Source organism: Neobacillus cucumis (assembly GCF_023715505.1).
In genome coordinates, this window is the sequence record NZ_JAMBOH010000007.1 from 91,632 (window position 1) to 113,841 (window position 22,210).

General features: G+C 39.2%; 19 protein-coding genes and 1 pseudogene. 3 read left to right on the plus strand and 17 right to left on the minus strand.

All coding sequences use genetic code 11. The features are described 5' to 3' along the window. Positions 1–3: 3 nt before the first annotated feature. Entirely contained in the window at positions 4–858 is an 855-nt protein-coding gene (locus tag M3226_RS12470) for an ABC transporter permease (protein WP_251565798.1), read from the plus strand. A 93-nt stretch (positions 859–951) separates the two neighbouring features. Here the strand turns inward: M3226_RS12470 and M3226_RS12475 are convergent, their stop codons facing one another. The 3 genes and pseudogenes from M3226_RS12475 to M3226_RS12485 form a co-directional block, all read right to left on the minus strand. After that, the gene (locus M3226_RS12475) at positions 952–1,446 is read right to left on the minus strand and encodes a GNAT family N-acetyltransferase (protein WP_251565800.1); all 495 of its coding nucleotides are present in this window, start codon (positions 1,444–1,446) and stop codon (positions 952–954) included. 18 nt (positions 1,447–1,464) lie between these two features. Beyond that, positions 1,465–1,902 (minus strand): SRPBCC domain-containing protein, encoded by a 438-nt coding sequence (locus M3226_RS12480; RefSeq protein ID WP_251565802.1) that lies wholly within the window; start codon positions 1,900–1,902, stop codon positions 1,465–1,467. A 137-nt stretch (positions 1,903–2,039) separates the two neighbouring features. Further along, a pseudogene (locus M3226_RS12485) lies at positions 2,040–2,448 on the minus strand (NUDIX hydrolase). Between the two features lie 180 nt (positions 2,449–2,628). On the opposite strand from M3226_RS12485, the gene M3226_RS12490 reads away from it, so the two are divergent. Continuing rightward, a complete protein-coding gene (locus M3226_RS12490; RefSeq protein ID WP_251565803.1) occupies positions 2,629–3,597 on the plus strand; it encodes an NAD(P)-dependent alcohol dehydrogenase in 969 nt (322 codons plus the stop codon). A 564-nt stretch (positions 3,598–4,161) separates the two neighbouring features. Here the strand turns inward: M3226_RS12490 and M3226_RS12495 are convergent. The 14 genes from M3226_RS12495 to M3226_RS12560 all read right to left on the minus strand — a co-directional run bounded on the left by M3226_RS12495 (position 4,162) and on the right by M3226_RS12560 (position 20,625). Beyond that, positions 4,162–5,145 (minus strand): ROK family glucokinase, encoded by a 984-nt coding sequence (locus M3226_RS12495; RefSeq protein WP_251565805.1) that lies wholly within the window; start codon positions 5,143–5,145, stop codon positions 4,162–4,164. A 146-nt stretch (positions 5,146–5,291) separates the two neighbouring features. Continuing rightward, entirely contained in the window at positions 5,292–6,479 is a 1,188-nt protein-coding gene (locus M3226_RS12500; protein ID WP_251565807.1) for a Gfo/Idh/MocA family protein, read from the minus strand. Between the two features lie 66 nt (positions 6,480–6,545). Next, complete coding sequence (locus M3226_RS12505) at positions 6,546–7,367, minus strand: sugar phosphate isomerase/epimerase family protein (RefSeq protein ID WP_251565809.1); 822 nt, start codon at positions 7,365–7,367, stop codon at positions 6,546–6,548. 493 nt (positions 7,368–7,860) lie between these two features. Further along, on the minus strand, positions 7,861–8,661 hold the full coding sequence (locus M3226_RS12510; protein WP_251565811.1) for an SDR family NAD(P)-dependent oxidoreductase: 801 nt from the start codon (positions 8,659–8,661) through the stop codon (positions 7,861–7,863). A gap of 128 nt (positions 8,662–8,789) precedes the next feature. Beyond that, positions 8,790–9,083, minus strand: coding sequence for a putative quinol monooxygenase (locus M3226_RS12515; protein ID WP_251565813.1), 294 nt, complete (start codon positions 9,081–9,083; stop codon positions 8,790–8,792). A 45-nt stretch (positions 9,084–9,128) separates the two neighbouring features. Then, entirely contained in the window at positions 9,129–10,409 is a 1,281-nt protein-coding gene (locus M3226_RS12520) for an MFS transporter (RefSeq protein WP_251565815.1), read from the minus strand. A 55-nt stretch (positions 10,410–10,464) separates the two neighbouring features. Further along, positions 10,465–11,436 carry a sugar phosphate isomerase/epimerase family protein gene (locus M3226_RS12525; RefSeq protein ID WP_251565817.1) on the minus strand — a complete coding sequence of 324 codons (972 nt, stop codon included), beginning with the start codon at positions 11,434–11,436 and terminating at the stop codon, positions 10,465–10,467. After that, on the minus strand, positions 11,433–12,668 hold the full coding sequence (locus M3226_RS12530) for a Gfo/Idh/MocA family protein (protein WP_251565819.1): 1,236 nt from the start codon (positions 12,666–12,668) through the stop codon (positions 11,433–11,435). The genes M3226_RS12525 and M3226_RS12530 overlap by 4 nt, the downstream gene beginning before the upstream one ends. A gap of 417 nt (positions 12,669–13,085) precedes the next feature. Beyond that, positions 13,086–14,093: a LacI family DNA-binding transcriptional regulator gene (locus M3226_RS12535; RefSeq protein ID WP_251565821.1), complete on the minus strand. Its 1,008-nt coding sequence runs from the start codon at positions 14,091–14,093 to the stop codon at positions 13,086–13,088. 532 nt (positions 14,094–14,625) lie between these two features. Next, the gene (locus M3226_RS12540; protein WP_251565822.1) at positions 14,626–15,714 is read right to left on the minus strand and encodes a GerAB/ArcD/ProY family transporter; all 1,089 of its coding nucleotides are present in this window, start codon (positions 15,712–15,714) and stop codon (positions 14,626–14,628) included. 22 nt (positions 15,715–15,736) lie between these two features. Continuing rightward, positions 15,737–16,942: a Ger(x)C family spore germination protein gene (locus tag M3226_RS12545; RefSeq protein ID WP_251565824.1), complete on the minus strand. Its 1,206-nt coding sequence runs from the start codon at positions 16,940–16,942 to the stop codon at positions 15,737–15,739. Further along, positions 16,932–18,545, minus strand: a complete 1,614-nt coding sequence (locus M3226_RS12550) for a spore germination protein (RefSeq protein WP_251565826.1) — start codon at positions 18,543–18,545, stop codon at positions 16,932–16,934. The genes M3226_RS12545 and M3226_RS12550 overlap by 11 nt, the downstream gene beginning before the upstream one ends. Before the next feature lie 227 nt (positions 18,546–18,772). Next, entirely contained in the window at positions 18,773–19,576 is an 804-nt protein-coding gene (gene iolB, locus M3226_RS12555) for a 5-deoxy-glucuronate isomerase (protein WP_251565828.1), read from the minus strand. Positions 19,577–19,611: 35 nt separating this feature from the next. After that, a complete protein-coding gene (locus M3226_RS12560) occupies positions 19,612–20,625 on the minus strand; it encodes a LacI family DNA-binding transcriptional regulator (RefSeq protein WP_251565830.1) in 1,014 nt (337 codons plus the stop codon). A 219-nt stretch (positions 20,626–20,844) separates the two neighbouring features. Here M3226_RS12560 and M3226_RS12565 point away from each other — a divergent pair, with 219 nt between their 5' ends. After that, positions 20,845–22,017, plus strand: coding sequence for a M24 family metallopeptidase (locus M3226_RS12565; protein WP_251565832.1), 1,173 nt, complete (start codon positions 20,845–20,847; stop codon positions 22,015–22,017). Positions 22,018–22,210 lie beyond the last annotated feature (193 nt).

A 22,210-nucleotide genomic window follows, 5' to 3' on the forward strand; every position in this document is an offset into this window, starting at 1 on the left:
TATATGGAAAATTTAAAGAGTAATAAAGAGGAAATAGCCACCACATTAAATAACCCTATTACGTCTTTACATGCAGAAAAAACGAAAAAGAAGACCTCATTTTATAATACATTTCTGTTTAGAAATATCGGTGCCATCTCATTTGTGACAGTGCTTATTCTGTGGGAGGTAATTTACAGATTAGGCATCATTAACCCGATCTTTTTAAGTTCACCTATACAAATCTTAAAAGTTGGCTACCAACTGATCGTAAACGGGATCCTGCTTGAAAACCTAGTCTTTACGCTTCGGAATTTCATTGTAGGGTTCGTTTTAGCAGCAACTATCGGGGTTTCGATCGGATTGGTTACGGGCTGGTATAAAACCGCAGGAAAAGCCTTTGATCCATTTTTAACAGCGATGCTGGGGACGCCGCGTATCGTACTACTGCCTTTAATTACATTATGGGTTGGCGTTGGCTTTACAAGTAAGGTGTTAGTCGTATTTCCTGCAGGTGTTTTCCCTATTATTCTCAATACGATGTCAGGTGTGCAAAACCTTGATCCCAATCTTACAAGAGTGGCTAAAGCGTTTGGCGCTTCACCTATTCAAACATTTGTTACAGTCGCTTTACCAGGAGCGCTGCCTCAAATTGTTTCTGGCTTACGTGTAGGAATAGGACAATCGTTAATCGGGGTTATTGCTGCTGAAATGTTTGTTTCAACTGGTGGTATTGGTTATTTTGTTGCTCAATCTTCCGCTAACTTTAACATTGATCGCGTCTTTGTAGGGATTGTTGCTATTGTTATCGTAGGTATGTTAATTACTAACTCGATTAAATGGATTGAATCCTATTTATTAAAGCATCGGATAGACTAAGGAATAGCGCTAGAAAAAAGAGATACTGCCTGATCAAAAGGTAACTAAAGCAAGGTTGGTCCGGGATGATACCCCGATCGACCTTTTCTTTAGTCATAACAATTTATATAGATAGTATTCGTTAACAAATTTCCCATTGATTTTCAATGAATGAACTTTTTCTCCTTCTAAAACAAAACCCATATTTCTATATAAATTGAAAGCTTTAATGTTGTCTTTAATAACAGTTAGTTCTAATCTTGATACTTCATTTTCTTTCGCCCACTCGAAAATCCGCTTAAATAATTTAGTTGCTATACCCTGCCCTTGAAAATCTTCCAGAACACCTAAAACGAGATATGCAGAATGTTGATTTCGCAGTACATTTCCACTTAAGGCTACGATAAAACCCACAAGTTTGTTTTCAAATTCCGCCACAAAAATAATTGATTTATTTTCAGATAATATTTTTTCTATTAAGGTTCTTTGTTGTGCAACCGTTGTTTTTTTCTCGCCGGGTTCGTATAGCATAAAGCCTGACTCATCTACTTTTTTACTTAACTCTAAAAATTTTTCTGCATCTATTACTTCAATTGGTCTTATTATCATGAATTTTTCCCCCATATGCTAATCTTTCACTAACCCTCCTCTTAGTTTAGAGATACCAAATTCGAGGTAGCCTTTTAGACAGCCCAACATAAAAACCCAGCCTTCTTTATTGTCTATTAACTGACTTACAAAATCAGCATCGTTCTCATTGAATCCATCTTCAAGAATTTCAATGATGGTAGTAGAGTGATCTACCTCTTTTAATGTTATCGTTACTATGTGACCTTCTCCATTTGCCCCCCACCGGAAAACAATTTTATTATTGGTCTCGATTTCGATTACTTCTAATTCCAATTCTGCATTGTACTCTTCGTATCTAACTGTAACAGTCTTGCCTTGCTCCCACCTTTCCGAGCTCGACGAGAACCAGAAATTTCCGATTTTCGTCGGGTCTACAAACGCCTCAAATACTTCATCTGTGGGTCTTAAAATCTTAAATTTTGTAAGATTGTTCATAATTATCATCCTTCTTTTTTCGTTTATTCTCTAATGATTGTACTGATTAGTTGGCTCTATACTTTTATTACTAAGATTTATTTCGTACATATTGTCCTTTTATTAGCTATTCTTAGACAAGTTCATTCCATTAGAAGTCAAAATTCAACATAAAAAGGATGATGCTTCTCGTTTAAACAATACTCAATTCTTTGTCTGAAATTTTTCCAGGTTACCATTTCCAATGCTTGATTAATTGTAAAGAAACCCACTTCTAGACTTTCTGAGGAAGTGGTTGGCTCCCCTCCGATTGGTTTTCCCAAAAATAATGTATTACATATTGATTCCCTTACGTTTTGATAAATACCACAAAATTTTATCACTTCGATATCTATTCCGCTTTCTTCCTTTGTTTCCCTGATTGCTGCTTCCTTTAAAGATTCTCCTACCTCAACCTGCCCCACCAGGCATTTCCCACCCTCTTCGCGGACCTTTAATTAACAAGATTTCTTTTTTCTCATTAAGTACGATAGTTGCTGCTGAAACAATATGTTTTGGTATTGGCATAACTCGACCTCACATTAAAATAAGATTATTTATTAAATTCGATGTGTCTTTCCTTCCACCTTCTTTAGCCTATGAAAAAGTCTAATTCATTAAAAAGAGCTGGGCAGTTCCTATGGGGAGTTCTTTTATAGTACCTTTAACGATAATTATTAGATATTGAAGAGTTTAGGAGGGGAAATTATGAGGGCTATCGTTTATAACGAATATGGACCGCCTGAAGTTCTTAAATTAACAGAGGTGGAAAAACCTGTACCACTGGACAATCAAGTACTAGTAAAAATTCATGCAGCATCCGTAAATTATGGCAACCTGGTTCTTTTGAAAGGTGAACCGTTCTTAGCCCGCTTTGCTTTTGGTCTATTAAAACCAAAATACTCCATCCCTGGTGGTGATATTGCAGGGCGGGTTGAAGATGTTGGCAAAAAAGTGAAGCATTTTCAACCTGGAGATGAAGTGTTTGGCGACTTATCCGGGTGTGGATGGGCTGGTTTTGCCGAGTATGTATCTGTACCTGAAAAAGCATTAGCACTAAAACCAGGGAATTTGTCCTTTGAGGAAGCTGCTGCGGTACCAATGGCGGGGGTCACAGCGTTGCAGAGTCTGCGGGATAAAGGTAAAATTCAGCCCGGGCAGAAGGTACTGATTAATGGTGCCTCTGGCGGCGTCGGAACGTTTGCCGTACAGATCGCCAAGGCACTCGGTGCTGAGGTAACAGGTGTGTGCAGTACGAGAAATTTAGATATTCTTGAGTCAATTGGGGCAGACCATTGTCTTGATTATGCAAAGGAGAGCTTTACTCAAAGGAGAGAGCGTTATGACTTGATTCTTGGTGTTAACGGTGGTCTTTCGCTTTCAGATTATAAACGTGTTTTAAATCCCAATGGTATTTTTGTTCACGTCGGAGGTTCCAGCTCTCAAATGTTTCAAGCCATGGCACTTGGACCTTTGATTTCTATTTTTGGGAGTAAGAAAATAGGAAGCTTTTTACAAAGGGCAAACCAACAAGATCTAATTTATATAAAGGAACTGGTTGAAGCTGGCAAGGTAAAACCAGTCATTGATAGATGTTATAAGTTGAGCGAAGTGCCGGATGCCTTTAGGTATTTTGAAGAGGGGCACACACAAGGAAAAGTTGTCATTACGATTTGAAAAAGCGTCAAAATACAAATAAGTTTTACATTCGGACTATCATCGGTAACTTCCTGCTACTCCTTTCCGAATTGCCAGAATCATTTAAAGGTTGCACATAAGCCTGTTAGAAAATTTGTGAGCTTTTTGTTAACTATTGCAATAATCATATTTTCTGCAAAGTTTCCCTGTAATCTAGAATAGAAATTAGATTACGAGGAGGATACTTATGAAAAAATTCATTGTAACTCGCTTTTGCATCAACAATGGCTTTAGGAACTTCCGTTTTGCAGCAGGGGTGGCTGACTGTGGATAAAGGAAAATGTGCCACAATCTGCATCTGTCCCTAGTATCGACCCCACCTACGGCATATACATAAATTGGTTAATTTTAGTATTATGCCCAATTTATCTGTCCGTAGTTTAGTCTAACATCAGGATAGGCCTAACTTTTGCTTTTACGAGCAAAAACAACAAAAAGGCACCCGGATTGGCTCATCCAAATGTCTTTTGTCTACAATCTGAGGCGAAAAACAGTAGTTTTTCGCCTTTAATCTTTTTTGAATTAGAAAAAAACTATTGTACATTATTGAAGTACTAACTTATTAATTAGCTTCTCTTTCGCCAGCCAAGCTCCTCCAATGACCCCTGCGTTATTGCCTAGTGTGGCAATAACAATCTTGACACCATGTGCAACTCTCGGAAAAGCGAATTGAATAAATTCCTCTTTCAGAGGTTTCAGCAATGTATCACCAGCTTTTGAGACTCCGCCTCCAATAACGATTTTTTCAGGATTTAAGCCATTGGCTAAATTAGCAAGGGCCAATCCTAAATGGTAGGCAACCTCACCTATGACTCTGTTGGCGAGTTCATCCCCTTCGTTTGCAGCGTCAAAAACACGCTTGGCAGACAGGGGCTGTCCATCATAATAATCTCGTAATATACTAGTCTCGTTGGTAAAAGCTAATTCCTCTATTGCCAAACGGACAACTCCTGTTGCGGATGCTACCGTTTCCAGACATCCTGATTTCCCACAATTACAAGGTGAACCATCTTTAGGAACGGATGTTATATGACCTATTTCACCACCGGCTCCATTTACACCATTCACAACCTCCCCATTGACGATAATTCCACCTCCTACACCTGTGCCTAATGTGACACAGATTAAGTTTTTAGCACTCTTGCCGGCACCTTTCCACATTTCACCGATTGCAGCAATATTAGCATCATTGTCCACAACAACCGGAAGGGATGTTTCCCTCTCAAGAATGGTTTGTAAAAGGAATCGTTCCCAGCCTAGGTTAACCGCCACTTCAACGGAACCATCCTCCGAATTCACAGGGCCCGGCGCACCGATTCCGATTCCGACTAACTGATTTTTTGTTTGATTTAATTCTTCTAACTTTTGATCAATCGATCTTGCAATCGATGCAGGTATGTGTTTGCCCTTATTAATTATATCAGTATCGATCTCCCAGCTATAAATTATGTCACCCTGCAAACTGATAAAAGCCATTTTAATCGTGGTCCCGCCTATATCAACACCAACTAACCATCTTTCTTCCATAACCTTTCACTCATTCCTTCCTGTTTTCCCACTCCGAAAAGCGCCACTTTTACAAAAGAGGCTCCTCGATTGAGAAGCCTCTTGTTAAGTTTGAGAATTGTCTAGCTCCAACGCCCAGTGACTAACGGGCGCTTCTGCCTTTCTCATTATTTTACAGCCGCAGCTGTTTTTTCAAGATTAACCCATTGTCCTTTTTCAGCGGATTCAAGGATTGCATCTGCAATTAATTCAATCTGGTAGCCATCATTGAAGTTAGGTGAGAATTCAGTACCCTCACTGATTGCTTTAAAGAAATCATATGTTTCAATGATCTTTGTTTCGCCGTAACCAATACCTAGAGCCGGAATTGGCCATAATCCTTCGCCGTAAGGAGTAGCAGGTCCTGTATAAACGGTTCTGAAGCCTTTTGCATCACTTGGATCATCTGCGAAGCAAACTTGAAGCTCGTCACGGCGCTCATAGTTAAAGTATAAAGAACCATTTTCACCATGAATTTCAAAAGTTAGGAAGTTGTTGCGGCCATGTGCATTACGTGTTGCTTCAATCGTTCCGATTGCACCATTATCAAACTTAACCATCGTAATAAATTCATCATCCACGTCTACAGCTGCTTTAGGTACATCGTTGCCACCGGCTTTTACTGTACCTAACTTGTCAATGCCGCCAGTTTGAATCGGTCTTTCAGGAATCCATGTTTTTGTGATCGCATTTACATCTGTGATTTCGCCAACAAGGTAACGAGCATAATCAACTACGTGTGTACCAATATCACCTAGAGCACCTGACCCAGCGATTTTCTTTTGGAAACGCCATGATAATGGAGAGTTCGGATCAGCTGACCAGTCTTGTAAGTACGTTCCACGGAAGCTTAGAACTTTACCAATTCTTCCTTCTTCAATATATTTTTTCGCAAGCGCAACAGCTGGTGTTCTCCTGTAGTTAAAAGCAACCGCGTGTTTTACACCTGCTGCTTTTACTGCTTCTAACATTTCTTTCGCTTGTTCAGCACCTAATGCTAATGGCTTTTCACAGATAATATGCTTTCCAGCTTTTGCAGCTGCAATCGCAATCTCTGCGTGAGTATTATTTGGAGTTACGATATCAATCACATCGATTTCTGGATTGTTAACAACTTCTCTCCAATCGGTAGCATAGTTGTCAAAGCCTAATCTTGCTGCCGCATCTTTAGCCAATCCTTCGTTAACGTCAACTACTGTATGGCGATGAGGAATTGCTGGTGCTGGCCAGAAAAACATTGGCATTCCTGCATATGCAAGTGAATGCGCCTTACCCATAAATCCTCCGCCGATCATACCTACGTTTAATTTTTTCATTTTAGTATCCTCCCACTATTATCTTCTTATTTTTTAAAAGTTTGATATTCCTAATGGATGAAACGTTTATGCTTGATTTACTTTATCAAATTGATTTAAATAGCCGCGGCTGATTTTAGCCCCTTGTTTTGGATCTGGGTAGCTGTCTAACTCAACCGTAATCCAGCCATCATAGTTTGCCTCTTCTAATGCTTTAACCATTTCATCAAATTTTTGATGCCCTTCACCTAATGGTAAAAAATCTCCATTGGCATAATCTTTGAAATGCACATACTTGATACGATCCACATATTTTCTGATGACAGCCACAGGATCTCCACCGCCTGCTTCGATATGAGCTGTGTCTGGGCAAAGATTAATTTTTGTTAATGGCATTAATTTATCCAGTTGTTCAGGAGCCTGAACATTCGTTCCTAAATGAGGGTGATAACTTGCAACAAGATTATATTTTTCAGCAATTTCTACTACTTTATTAAGCGCATTACCAAGAGCTGTATAATCACTTTCAAGAATCCCGTTTGCACGTACTGCTCCGCCGCCGATCACAAGATGCTCTGCACCTACTTCAGATGCGAATGCCGCTACACTTTCGATTTTTATTAATTCTTCTTCTAAAATATCAGGGAAAATAAAGTTCCCTCCTGTATAAACACCAACCAAAGTTAAAGAATGCTCGTTCATCAATTTTAAAAACTCATCTTTTTTATCTTTGTATTCCATCAAGTTGCCATCGAAGATTTCAAAGCCATCATAGCCAGCTTCGGAAATATCCTTTAATGCCTCTTCTGTTGATCCGTAAGCAAGGTAGTAAGAATCCTTAACAGAAGTAACACCCGCTGGATGACCAACTACGCCGCCCCAAGTATTTGTTTGATAACCTAATTTCATGTGATTACCTCCATATGTGTTGGATTTAGTGTGCCATAATTCATCATAGAAAATCCGAAGCAAACTCACCTCCAAAAAGTAATCGATTACATTATTAACAAAAATATCTTTTCTAACTTTCAGATAAGATAGTGTTTTAAGTATCATTTACGATACCTAATTAATCAAACGAAATGTAATCCATTACATTTTTTCTTACAGATGAACTGCTTGTTTCTAAGAAAAAAATGACTCATCTCTCTTTAATTCTAGTAAAATTATCACCTGACAAGAATTAAATATTGTCTATCGCTTACATGAATTATTGTAATCGATTACACTCTAAAATGCAACCTCTAAATTTATATTGTCACAAAATGTCACAAATTGTTCACTAAATCTATGGCTGATTGATCATATGGTCAAAAGGAAAAACTTTTCCTTATACAGTCCCCATGAATAGATCCGCCTAATTGATTCAATATGAAGATGATCCGTATCTAAGGAAGTTAACTTAGAGGCTCGCAACGGAGCCACCATCAACTCGAAGGTTTACACCATTAATAAAAGAAGCCTTATTAGATGCAAGATAAACGACAGCAGAAGCTACTTCCTCGACCGTCCCTGGCCGTTTAACTTCAACATGCGGACGATTTTCCTTTAAGAATTTCTGAATTGCTTCCTCATAACTTATATTCAGCTTCGCTGCGTTATCTTTTAACAAGTTCTCCAGCATTGGTGTCATGATAAACGCTGGCGAAACCGTATTGACAAGGATTCCATCTGCAGCATACGCCTTAGATAGACTTTTTGTAAAATTAATCAGTGCAGCTTTAGAAGCATTATAATGAGGCATGAACGCGTCCGGTTGAATACCTGATTCAGATGAAATATTAATAATACGGCCTAATCCTGTTTTTTTCATATAGGGAATCACAGCTTTTGTCACACGTACAGCTCCAAAAAGATTGACATCAAATAAATGTTGCCATTGGTCTATATCCAATGATTCAAAGTCATCAAATCCACTGGCGATTCCCGCATTGTTAACGAGAATATCAATGGTCTTATAACGGTCAACGGCAGTAGAAATAAGATGATCCACATCGGCTTGTTTCGTTAAGTCCACTTGAACAACAAGCACACTTGCACCCATTTTTTCAATCTCAGCGGATGTTTCATTCAAAGCCTCTTCACCACGTCCACAAATAATAACGTTTGCCCCTTCCTCCACGAACGCCATCGTAATAGCCTTCCCAATACCTTTACTACCGCCGGTCACAAGTACAGTTTTATTTTTTAATTCTAGATTCATGTTTTATCCATTCCTTTCTAGGTAGTAAGACAGTATAATCTACGTTTAAATTGTTGCTTAAAGTTATCAAATAAGGATTAACTGTAACCGATACTCGGTGGAGTTAATCCTTATGTTTGTCCAACTAATTAATTTTTCAATGAAGACTCAAATAATTCTGCATGGATCGGTTCAGAGACAATCGGTTCAACAGCCTTAATGAATCTTTTAAAATGAGGGGTCTCCTCATGCCGCCCGATCGCTTGTTCATCCTTCCATTTCTCTACAAAGATAAAGCTATTCGCATCTTCCGGATCCTCATAGTAATGGTAACTGATATTTCCAGACTCTGCTTGAGAAGGTTTCGTTACAAGTCTGGCCTCTTCTAAAAATATTTCGCGAAATCGCGCTTTCACCTTGATATTTGCATGGATAATAATCATCGTTTCATCCTCCTTGGTTATGTTTCGTTTTTAACTCTGCTTGTGTTAACCCGCATGTTTCTCTTTTAAAAAATCTCTTTCATCCTGTTTCTCTTCATACGGAAGCTTCATAAACTTCATTAAATAAGCACCAAGGAAATACATGCCTGCGAAAATCCACATAATGCCATGAACACCAATAAGTCCGATGAATGCTCCAACAATTGCCGGTGCGATAAAGTAGGACATCCCTGCACCAAAACTTACTATCGCCATCGCAGACCCTTTATTCTCAGGAGCCAGCGATGCTACAAGAGCTGAAAGTGGGACGAACCCACAAAGAGTAATCCCCATTAGAATACCGACAATATTCAAGGCTAAGAAACTGCTGCCAAAAACCTGCGGCGTGTAAAGCATAACTAATAACATGACACCCATGCCGAAGCTGCCAAGCCATTGAATCGTTTTGCGCCAGCCTAACCATTTATCACTAATGTAAGGAATGATCAGGTTAAAGATGATATTCGCAAACCACATCGTTCCCCACATTTGCAAAAACTGTTCAGTCGTGAATCCATATTCAGAATGTAAATAAAGAGGGAAAAAGATTGGCAGTGAACCGATACCTGTGGAATTGATAATTCGGACCACGCCGCCAATTGCCACTTTCGGTTGTTCGATACAAATGGTAAATCCACTCAATAGGCTTTTTAGTTTTTCCTTCGGATTTCCTTTTTGTTCTTTTCTCATATCATCTTTCACTACGATACAGCCAATAATTCCACCAACCAATACCCATGCCACAGCACTCCACAACAACCCAATATAACCGATCTTCGGAAGCATGTAGGCAGGGAAAAAGCTTCCTACAACATAGAGCCCGCCGCTCCAAGCAGCCCAAAACAATCCAACAGCTGTCGCCAAAATGCGATCAGGACTACGATACGTAACCCACACTAAGAATGAATAGCAAAATAACGGATAACCTAAACCGCGAATTCCATAAGTTGGTAACATAATAGCGTAATTATTTAGCTTTAAACCATATTCAATGAATAGAACCTGACCAAGTAACCAAGTTACAAGTCCGATAATCATAACTTTCCTTGGTCCCCACATCTCAGTGAGTACACCTGAAAAGTAAGAGGCAATAGCCAATATGGCTCCATAAACAGCAAAAAGTGTAGCAGATTGTTGAACGGTCAGACCCTTTTCGATAAGATACGGAGACAACCATGCGTGTTCAAGACCGTCACCAGCCATAAAAATTAATGTTGCAACAAATCCCCAAACCACTCCCATAGGAAGGCCGCCAAGAGTACGTTCCTGACCTAAAACCGTTTTCATTTTCAACACCTCTATTTTATAATGTTGGGGGATTAAGAGGAAGATTAACTTCTACTTAAGCCCACCACATTTCCGATACTTTCTCTTTAAACAACGTTCCTTTTAACAGTGTGATGGCTTTCATTAAACCTTCATCGGTAGACGCAAGCATATCCTCATGTTCAATGGAAACAACGTAATCATATCCTACAGCCCGAAGTGTACTGATGATGTCCTTCCACATTTTTTCATTATGGCCATATCCGACAGAGCGGAATGTCCAAGAGCGATCCAACACTTTACTGTAATGCTTGGTATCAAGAACACCATTTACCTTAATATTTGCCTGGTCTAAATACGTATCTTTCGCATGGAAATGGAAGATTGCATTTTCCCTGCCTAATTTTTTAATAGCTTCGACTGGGTCGATTCCTTGCCATACCAAATGGCTTGGATCGAAGTTGGCTCCGATGTTCACTCCTGCCTGTTCTCTTAGTTTTAGTAGTGTTTCCGGATTATAGACAACAAATCCCGGATGCATTTCGAAAGCAATTTGATGAATCCCATGCATTTCAGCGAATTTCGCTTCTTCTTTCCAGTACGGAATAACGATATCATTCCATTGCCATTCTAAGACTTCTGCATATTCTGGAGGCCAAGAGCAGGTCACCCAATTTGGAAACTTGGCACCCGGATGATCCCCTGGACATCCAGCAAAACCATTGATAACTGGTACCTCTAACTGTTCAGCCAGTAAAACCGTTTTTCTCCATACATCATGCGCCTCTTTGGCAGCCTTTACATTAGGATGTAGAGGGTTGCCATGGCAGCTTAGTCCGCTGATGGTTAGTCCCCTGCTTTCAATCGCCCGTCGGAACGATTTGATTTTATCTGGATTCCCTAACAATTCATCGGGATTACAATGACTATTCCCTGGATAGTTACCGGTTCCTAACTCAACGGCCTCTACTCCTATTTGGGCTAATTTATCTAACATGGCTTCGAAAGGAAGATTTTGATATAGAACTGTAAACACACCTAGTTTCATACTAAAGCCTCCTTATTCGCACGAACCTTCACCCATTTTTGCTGTTCATGACTTTCCAGAATGGCATCCGTAATCGCCATTGAAGTATGACCGTCTTCAAATGTGGCGAAATTCGGTTTATCCTGAAGCGGATCTTTGCCTTCACGAATAAAAGTATAAACATTTAACATCATATTTTTCAGAGCGTCCGGCCAGCCTTCATTATGTCCGCCAGGATGATGGATGGCTGATTTTGCTTCCGGTAAGAAGAGTGCTGGATCGGCAAGCAGGATTTCATTCGGCTTATCCCTGTGCCCCATCCATAATTTTTCAGGCTCTTCTTGGTTCCAATATACAGAACTCTTGCTGCCATTAATCTCAAAGCTTAGTCGATTTTTTCGGCCTGCACTTACTTGTGAAACAGTGAAGACTCCTCTTGATCCATCTTCAAAACGAACTAGTACGGATGCATAGTCTTCTGTATTGATTGAAACATCTTCATATTCTACATCTTCAGTACTTTGTGTGCTGAAAGTGGCCACACTTCCAATTGCTTTCTTTCTAACTGGAATGACCGTTGCTAAATCAGCAAATACTTCTACAATCTTTTTACCGGTAACAAATTGAACGGTGTCACACCAGTGAGACCCGATATCTGCTACTGCGCGAGATTTTCCGCCGACTTCCGGTGCTAAACGCCAGTTAAAATCCGTTTCATATAGTAACCAATCCTGCAAATAGCTTCCGTGAACCAAATTCACTTTCCCAAGGTCACCGTTAGCAATTTTAGCTCGCAGGTTTTGCACACTCGCATGCTGTCTGTAATTAAAGTTCACACCATGTACAACACCCTGTTTTTGAGCCAATGTCAACAATTCCGCTGATTCTTCACTATTCATCGCAAGCGGTTTCTCTGAGATCACATGTTTACCTGCTAAAATAATTTCTTTATTGATCGCAAAGTGCACATGGTTTGGGGTACAATTATGAACTACCTGAATTTCGCTGTCACGCAGCATTTCACGGTAATCTCCGTAAGCTTTCGGAATTCCAAGTTCAGCTGCCTTTCTTTCCGCTTGTTCTTGACTCGTCTCGGCTAATGCTACGACTTCCACGAATCCAAGTCTTCTGATTGCTTCAATATGTGTGGGGCCAATGAAACCTGTCCCGATGATTCCTACTTTTATTTTTTCCATTTGTTTTCCGTCCTCCAATCGAACTTTTCGATTCACCCAAGAATGAGTAGAAGTCATTTGGTGTAATCGATTACACTACCTTGCAAAAAAATATGTGTTTAGTCCTAGTAAATAAATAATTTACCTATCCTTCAAACTTCTATAAATGTAATGGATTACATTTTCGTCGAAAAAAATTTGAATTTATTCATTCTTTTAAATTAAGAAATAACCTTTCAGAATAAAATACCTTTTCATTTCAGCACTAAAATATTTTACTCTTTTTTTCGACACCCTTATTGTAATCGATTACAGTATAGAATTCAATATTTTTTTTTAAACTTCCTCGATTCTTTTTTAATCAGAATGATAAAAACTGTTCTGGAACCAATAGAATCGCTGGTCCCCAAATAATGATAAAAAGGGAGTGAACCATTATTAAGTTCACTCCCCTTTTGTTTTTCATTATTTTAATTCTAACAGGAATAAGCTAAACTACTCTTCTATGGTAAGTTCTTTGCATGATTCACGGACAATGAGTTTATCAGGAAGAATAAATTGATCTTTCTCTATTTCTTCATCTTTAATTAATTTTAACAGTAAACGCATCGCTTTTTGACCCATATCAAACGTTGGTTGTGCCACGGTTGTTAGAGCAGGTTCAAAAATTGATGCAAATTGAATATCATCAAAGCCAACAACAGATAAATCTTCTGGAACTCTTAAACCTTTAGATTTAGCGGCTTTAATGGCACCCATAGCCATTTCATCATTACCGGCAAAAAGGGCTGTAGGAGGATTCTCTAGTGACAAAAATTTCATCATTAAATTAAATCCACTTTCAAAAGAGAATTCGCCTTCCTGTACCAAACTTGGATCCACAGACAGGCCGTGTTGCGCCATAGCTTGATGAAACCCCCTACATCGATCTCGTCCAACGACAATATTCAAGGGTCCGGAAATATGTCCAATTCTCTTGTGGTTTAAGCTAATTAAATATTCGGTTGCCTTTCTTGCACTGCTAACATTATCAATGGAGACCGTAGGCAGCTTGGAACCCTCATAGTATTCACACGCCAATACTACAGGGTAATCCTGGGATAAATCTTCTAATATTTTTTGATCGGTCCTTGCCGTTAATAATATCAGCCCATCTGCTTTTTTCTGACCTAATATCGTTAAAAAACTAGTTTCGCTTTCGACATCGTTTCGCGCATCTCCTAGAAGTACTTGATATCCGTTTTCGATGGCAACGGATTCAATTCCGCGCAGCACCGCAGAAAAGAAAGTATTGGTTATATCAGGAACCACCACAAGAATTGTTTTGGTTTCAGATCTTCTCAATTGTCTTGCCAGCATATTAGGCTGGTAATTTAATTTCTTTATGGCTTCTAAAACTTTTTCAGCTGTTTCTTTTTTTACAGTCCCTGCATTACTTATGACTCGGGATACTGTGGCCGTTGAAACATTTGCCATTTTTGCAACATCCGCAATTCTAACCATCTATTGCTTTCCCCTTCAGTGTTCGTTTACATTTATTGTAATCGATTACATTGAGAATTACAATAATTTTCGTAAATCAGCCATAAAACGGTATCATTTCCAACAACCTGAAATTAAATGTAAATCAGTCTATAAAAATTGGGCTTGCACCACATAAACATCTGCATTGTATAAAAAAATCGCGATTAGACCCTACTAAGGTAAGGCGGTTTTATTATCAGTATTTTTAAAAAAACATTGTAAAAGGCGGTAGTTATACAATGACTAAATTCCTGCTCTTTTTCTTATTCTTTGGGTTAAGTATAGCATTTGCTTTCCTAATTGATCTCCTGATGGGAGTAAAAGTTTCCCTGGCCATGAGTAATTATAAAAGAACCTTCTCTTTTATGACATTACCTGAATACCTCATTTTGTTCTCCTTTCTACTTACCATGATCATTCCGCCCATTTTATCTTTTTTTAAAAAAAAGAGAGACACAAGGAAGGCATGATTTTTACTTGTTTTGTTTTTAGTTATGATATCAGTTTGTTTCTAACTGAATCGTTTCCGAACCAAATCAACCACAAAAAGAATGACAGGGATACCAACACAAAAAATCGGCAATATGTAACGGATAATAAATGCCCCTTCTTCGAAATGTTCGATCGCACTGATCGCAATGAGGATCGAAAGGAAAAGGATGATAATCCCTGTTGGTAATACGAGTTTATTGGGCTTCTCTATTTTGAATAAATGTGCCGCAACATTGATTGCGGCAAAACAATAGATCGAGATTTTAAAAAAAACGCCAATAATTAATGCTAGAATGACAATCGGGTCCAAACGTTGCAGAAAATCAGCGATGTTAACTTTACTAATTGTTACAAACAAAGGAAATGTAGCCCGGCTGTACATATCCGCCCCGAGAACAGAAATTTGAAGAGCATGTGTCCAGCACAACAGGATTCCGGTGAAAATTAAGGCAACTACACCCGTTTTCTTTCCCAATTGAGGTTTATTTAAATAAGGAAGAATCGTGGTAAAACAAACCATTTCACCAAAGGGAAAGATCAAAATATTAGGATAGGCTGTTGTCAAAATAGGTTTTAACCCATGTGGAAATAAAGGCAGCAAATTTTTAGGTTCAATAATTCCGGATGCAAGCACGAAAATATTTCCCAAGACACCCAAAACAATCATAATAATCAGGTAGATTTCTGCCATTCTGGCCAGTACTTCGATACCTTTTCTCACCGTATAAATAACCGCAATCATCATTAATGCATTGATCGCAAACAGCGGGGTGCGATCATATGTTGAAGCCAGCAAAAGACCTCCAGCCTCTCTTAAATCCCGGGCGGCGATATAAATGAATAATGGGATGTATAACAAACTAATGGCCCACCCGATATATTTGCCGAGAATTTTTTGAGTATACAAGCTAAAAGACAGACCTGGATACCGAATAGCAAAATAATTATATAAGAGAAATAGCAGGATCCCGCCAATTAATGCTAGAAGAATGGATGCCCAGACATTCTGCCCTGCCGCAAATCCAATCGGAATGACTAAAGCAGTCCCTAATTCAAATAAGATAATCAAGGCAAACAATTCTTTTACACCAATTCTTTCTTTTGCCATCTTCAATCACCTCCCCCTGCTGTTACTCTTCAAGGTCTGATAAATACGGTTTAGTTCTCATACCAGTACGGCGGATTATTGAATCGACCGTGACGTACACTTTTGCTTTTGCAAATGTTTCGTTCCACTCTTTTTTTAGCCCCTCCCATTCTTTTGGATTCGATCTTTTCATCCCTTCTCCAATTCCAAAAATATCACTTTTCGCACTCTGCGCAACCTTTACCGCTTCCTTCACTTCTTTATTAGTTACTTTTGACCATTCCTTTTGTAGTTTTACAAGTTCTTTGCTTTTCGACAGGTCCAGAGGATAGGTTATGCCGCCTAATCGACCTTCTTGTCGTATGCGGATATGAATCAACGGTATCCCTGCTTTTATTTCTGTGCTGACATCGGTAAGTGAGCGAAGGATTTCTATATCAACTTCTTTGTTACCAGTTGGTTTTAACACTACAAGGGTGCTTTTTACTTTATTTTGAACCAATAAGATTCCACGAGCCGCATGTCCATCTACCCATCGGCTTAACTTACCATCCTTGAAAATGGCCACTCCTCTGGTTTCCATCAAGGTAGGAGGGCTGCTCTGTTCCGTTTTCTTGTACCCTTCTTTTGTGTTACCGATGATTGCAGCCCCGCTTATGATCGGATTTTTCCCTTCTGTAACAAACGTCTTGATGACATCATCAATAGTGTTATTGATATTCTCTGACCAAAGTTTTTCTGACATATCCATTTCCCCTGCAAGCCCGTTTGCTGGAATTTTTTCTATAGGGGTTAAGATTTTTAATATGGACTCAGCCTTAGTTCCTCTAGTGACAATTACTTTCGTAGTTAGACGCACTTCATGACCTCTATCGAAGTAATCAAATAATTCCGTTACTCCGCTCTTTGCTAAATCCTCTCCAATCACCAGCAGCTGCATATGTGAAAAAAAAAGCTCTCGCGGCACTCTTTGCGAGGATTTACGAATGGCTTCCAATAAGGTTCTTCCAGTGGACGTAAACACCGTTACAGGCATCTCCCCAGCCCCTCCGCCCGTCAGTCCCGATGCAACAGCTCCTGGATTGACTACCTGAAATGATACTCGATAGTTATCGGTCTGTTCCACCTTATCAACCCCCATCGCCATGACGATCGCAATCTTATTAAGCTCCCGTTGATTCCAGCAGCCAGATAACAGAGCCACCATCACTACTAACAGAACGGTTAAGATCGCTCCTTTAACTTTCATCTTCATCCCCCATTTTTTGCTTAGGAGGTGCAGGTTGTAAACCCTCATCCATTCTCGTAATATTTTCTTGACTCACCAATCTCGGGCGTGTGACGAAGAACCAGCGAGGCAGACGTAACACCGTATCCTTCTGATCCCTTGTAATAAACGGAGCGAGTGAAGCCATATAAGGAATGCCAAAAGAACGTAATCCGCACAAATGGGCAATAATAATAATGTTAATGATAGCAATCCCATAAAAACCATAGGTAGCGGCAAAAATCATGATTAAAAATCGGAACAAACGGATAGAAATCGCCATATTGAATGCGGGCGTCGCAAAACTGGCAATCCCTGTAATCGATACGACAATCACCATCGCAGAAGAGACAATCCCGGCTTGCACCGCTGCCTGTCCCAAAACAAGTCCGCCAACAATCGATACTGCCTGACCAATGGCACGAGGCATTCGAATACCCGCCTCACGCAAAATTTCAAAACTTAGTTCCATAATAAGTGCCTCGACAAATGCAGGAAAAGGAACACCTTCTCGCTGTGCTGCCAGACTGATCAAGAGGGAAGTAGGAATCATTTCCTGATGAAACGTAATCGCTGCAATATAAATAGAAGGTCCTAATAAAGAAATCAAAAAAGCCAAGTATCTTAATAAACGAATGGCAATCCCTATATCAAACCGATGGTAATAGTCTTCCGTTGCTTGAAAGTACATAAAAAACGTGGTTGGTGCAATGAGAACAAATGGCGTTCCATCAACAAATATAGCAATCCGGCCTTCCAATAAATTCCCCGCGACTGCATCTGGCCGCTCCGTATTATAAATAGTAGGAAATGGGGTATATGTTTCGTCCTGAATTAATTCTTCGATATAGCCAGATTCCAAAACGCTGTCGATTTTGATCCTATTCAGCCTTTCCTTAACCTCTTGCACCAGCTTATCGTTGACAATATCTTTTATATACATAAGTGCTACATCTGTCTGTGTTACCTCACCAATTTTCATGGGTTCTACCCACAAATTAGGACTTTTGATCCGGCGTCTAACCAAGGCTATATTTGTCCCTATCGACTCCGTAAAGCCATCTTTCGGCCCGCGAATCACCACTTGTGAGGTTGGTTCTGAAACCGACCTTGATTCCCCGCCTCGTGTACCGCCGACAATCGCTTGTGTCCAACCGTTAACTAGGATCACTGTATCACCAGATAAAATCGATAATAATAATCCATTCCAATCCTTAACCACTTTTACTTCTCCGATGGTCAAAGCATTATCTTTAATAAAATCAAAAATGTTTTTTTCCGGTATTCTGTTTATGTGTGTCTCATCAATAGAATCAATCATCAAGGAACGCATAACAAATTCACTAACCATATTCTGATCGGCTAAGCCGGATGTATAGATTGCTGCAATTATCGTCTTCGGGTTTCCCATCTCGAATTCACGAATGACTATATCGGGGCTGTTTCCAAGTTCCTGTTTCAGCTGCTGAAGGTTGTCTTTTATATTATGATGGATGGAAAATCCACCATTTTCCCTAGAAACTTCTTTATTTATGCTTTTCCTTTTCGCTTCCTTTTTTTTATCAAATAAACGCCTATAGGACATATGGATTCCACCTTTATATAGGACATTTATTCACTGATAAACCTATTTTTATACAGAAATAAGGATACTTGGGAAAAAATATCTTTATCCATTTCGAGTAAACCTCTGTCTAGTTCGAATAACTCTTTTACCTAAAAAAATCCCGTTCATTGTGACGGGATTTTTCTCAAAAAGAAATTGTAAACAATGGACATAGCTAGATAAATCTTCTATGTCAAATGTAATATTTAATTTAAGGAATGAACCCATTTATGATCTGGATCATCATATGGTTTCAATGTTCTTCCTTCCTCTCCAGCCATGAACCATAAATAGTAAATCTGGTAGCCCCCTGCTGCATTTACAGGATGATACCCTTTGTCAATCGCAAAGCTGTCTCCATTACGAATGATATATGCATCATCAATGCTGCCATCTTTTGTGTAATGAAGCTGTACGCCAAATCCTTGTTTAGGATTCGCCTGATAATGATAGATTTCCTCCAGATTTGGCTCTTCAGGATAATGCTCTCCATCATGCTTGTGTGGTGGATAACTAGACCATTCCCCAGGAAGATTGAAGGTTTCTCCTAAGATGATCCGCTGGACTCTACCATCGGCATTATCAGCAATAATATCATGAACTTCGCGTTTCCAATTATTTTTACCGCGCTGATTAATAACGACATCGTCTGGTCGGACGATAAAAGGCACGAACTTTTCTTCTGCCTTGACCTTGCAAACAGCAACATCCAAATCCGTTTCAGCCTTAATTACATATTTTGAATGGCAAGGGATATAGGCAGCTGTAGCCTTTTCACTAAAGACATTCTCTCGTCCGCCTAACTTCTCCCATGTCTGACCCTCACAAGCTATAGTGGCAGTACCCCTTAATAGAACTAGAGCGGTTTCATAACCATTCGTTTCACTCGTGTATTCCTGACCTGCTTTTAAGGTTATTTTTCCAAAGGCTAAATATTTTAAGTACGGACTTTCTTCCTGGAAGATATCCTGATAACCTTCAAACTCCTTCGCTTTTAAAAAACGTTCCATTAAATTTAACTCCTTCCGCTTATCCGAACAAACTTTTAATCTGAAAAATGAACCGATTTAGTTGAATTACCTTCTTTTAAAATGGGATATACCTTTGAAAGTCTTTCAAAAGGTTCATTTCCTTTAATCATTTTTATCAAAATACTAGCAACTGTCTCGCCTATTTCAAAAAGCGGTAACGACATGGTTGTTAATGTGGGATTGGTAAACTGCGAAATGGCTAATCCATCAAAACCGATTACGGATATATCCTCAGGTACGTTCAAATTTAAATCTGTACATGCCTGAATGACATGGGCAGCTGCCATATCGTTATAGGTTGTGATCGAGGTAACATTTTGCTTTATCAATTTCTCAGTCATTTTATGGACGCCTTTGTTATCAACTTCTACTTGCATGACCAAATCGTTATCAAAAGGAATACCAAAGTCCTGCAAAGCCTTTTTGTAACCTTCTAATCTTTGAATACTACTGTAAGCACGCGGGGGACCCACAATGATTCCAATTTTGGAATGCCCTTGTTCAATTAAGTATTTGGTTGCGACATACCCGCCATGTGTGGCATCAACCACAACACAAGCAGCTCCATCTACATCAAGATCACGATTCAGCAAAACAACAGGTGATATTTCAGGTATCAATTTCCTTAGATTCGCATCGTCAAGTCTTGGACTGCATAAGATCATTCCATCCACATTGTAATTCTTTGAAAGTTGAACAAACGCATTTTCTTGTTCAACATCTTCTTCTGTCGTCATAAGAAAGACATTTAAGTTATTTTCTCGAAGAGTACGCTCAATACCGCGTACAACTTCCGCAAAGAATGGATTTGCAATATCAGGCAGTAACAAAGCGATCATATTCGTTTTTCTTGTAACCATACTTCTTGCTTGAAGACTCGGCTGAAATCCATGCTTCTCAATAAGTCGCTGTACTTGTTTCCGAGTGGCTTCATTCACCTCAGGTTTATTATTTAATACTCTGGAAACCGTCTGGCGAGATACACCTGCCATTTGTGCAATATCCATAATTGTTAGCTTTTTTCCCATTTATATCATCCTTTTTTTGTGAACGCTCACAAACATTTACAAAATTAAGTTAACATTTACACTTTCATGGTGTCAACTCCGGTTTTTAAAAAAAATATTTTTTTAAAATTATCTGAAAATATATTGACTAAACCTTTCTAAATGCCCTATTATGCAATTGTGAACGTTCACAAGAAAATCCACAATCATTAATCAAAAAAACGAATGGGGGAACACCAAATGTCAGTAGAAGTAGTAGCAACAGAATTTGAACGAAGATTAGCCCGTACGAGAGAAAAAATGAAGGAACAAGGTATCGATGTTCTTTTCGTTTATAGTGATGAATATCATCCTGGGTATTCTTTTTATTATACAAACTTTCGTACGATCAATTGTATCGAGGAATCCGCACACGCGCTGTTTATCCCATTAGAAGGCGAAATCCAAGCATTTTTAGGAAACCTGAATCGATTTGCTGCGAAGCGTTTTTCCTGGATAAAAAATGTGAATAACATTTATGAGATGCAAGATTTATTACCGAAATATGTCAGCGAACTTTCATATCCAGTTAAAACTGTTGGTGTTGTTGGTGAGGAATTGTTCCCAATATCTTTGTATCGCGAAATGGAGAAGGCATTTGTTAAAGATGGAATTAATATTGTAGATGCTGCTGATATTGTGATTCAGGAACGGCTCTATAAGAGCAAGACGGAATTAGATTTAATCCGAGTAGCAGGTAAATTAGCAGATGACAGTATTTTGGCTGCGCTTGAACAGGTACAAATCGGTAAAACTGAAATTGAACTATCAGCTATCGGAGAATATGTAACACGTTCCCGCGGCGGTGAAATTGGTTCCGCTTACTTAGTAGTGTCAGGTCCTGATCATACAAATCTTCCGACATGGAGACCTATGGAACGTAAAATTGAACGGGGTGATTATGTGTGGTTCGATTTTAACCCTATGGTTCAAGGCTACTGTTCTGATACCGGTGTGGTCGTTGCCATGGAAGGCGCCACAGAAGAACAAATCAGAATCATGGATTTCGCCTATGATACCAATCAGCGTATGGTGGAATTTATCAAGCCAGGTATGACAGGTAAACAGTTGTTCCAAGAAACACTTCGTATTTGTGAAAATGCTGGTTTGGCTGACTATTTCCTTCCATACACAAAAGGAATGAGAGCCATTGGACATGGTGTTGGCTTAGAAGTAGTGGAAACACCAGATTTAGGACCTAACAGTGAATTTATTTTTGAGCCGAATATGGTTTTTGGAATTAAATTTGACTTGCATGGATTCCCATTTGGCGGCGTACGTGTAGAACCAACTGTCATCATCACTGAAAATGGTGCGGAGCCTGTGAACGATCTTCGTGGACTAAGACGTAAATACGAATCGAATTTTAAATAAGGACATCCATCGATAATGCTCCAATTCCAGCACCGGAAAGTTAAATTTCCGGTGCCCATAAGAAAGTTTTTGTAAGCGCAACCAGGTTTTCTTAGCAATGGTATTTATTTATTATCGCTCGCTTGTTCCATATTTGAGGTAAAATTTTAGTAACTTTATTAACAGTAATAACCACAGAGAAGGTTGTGATAAA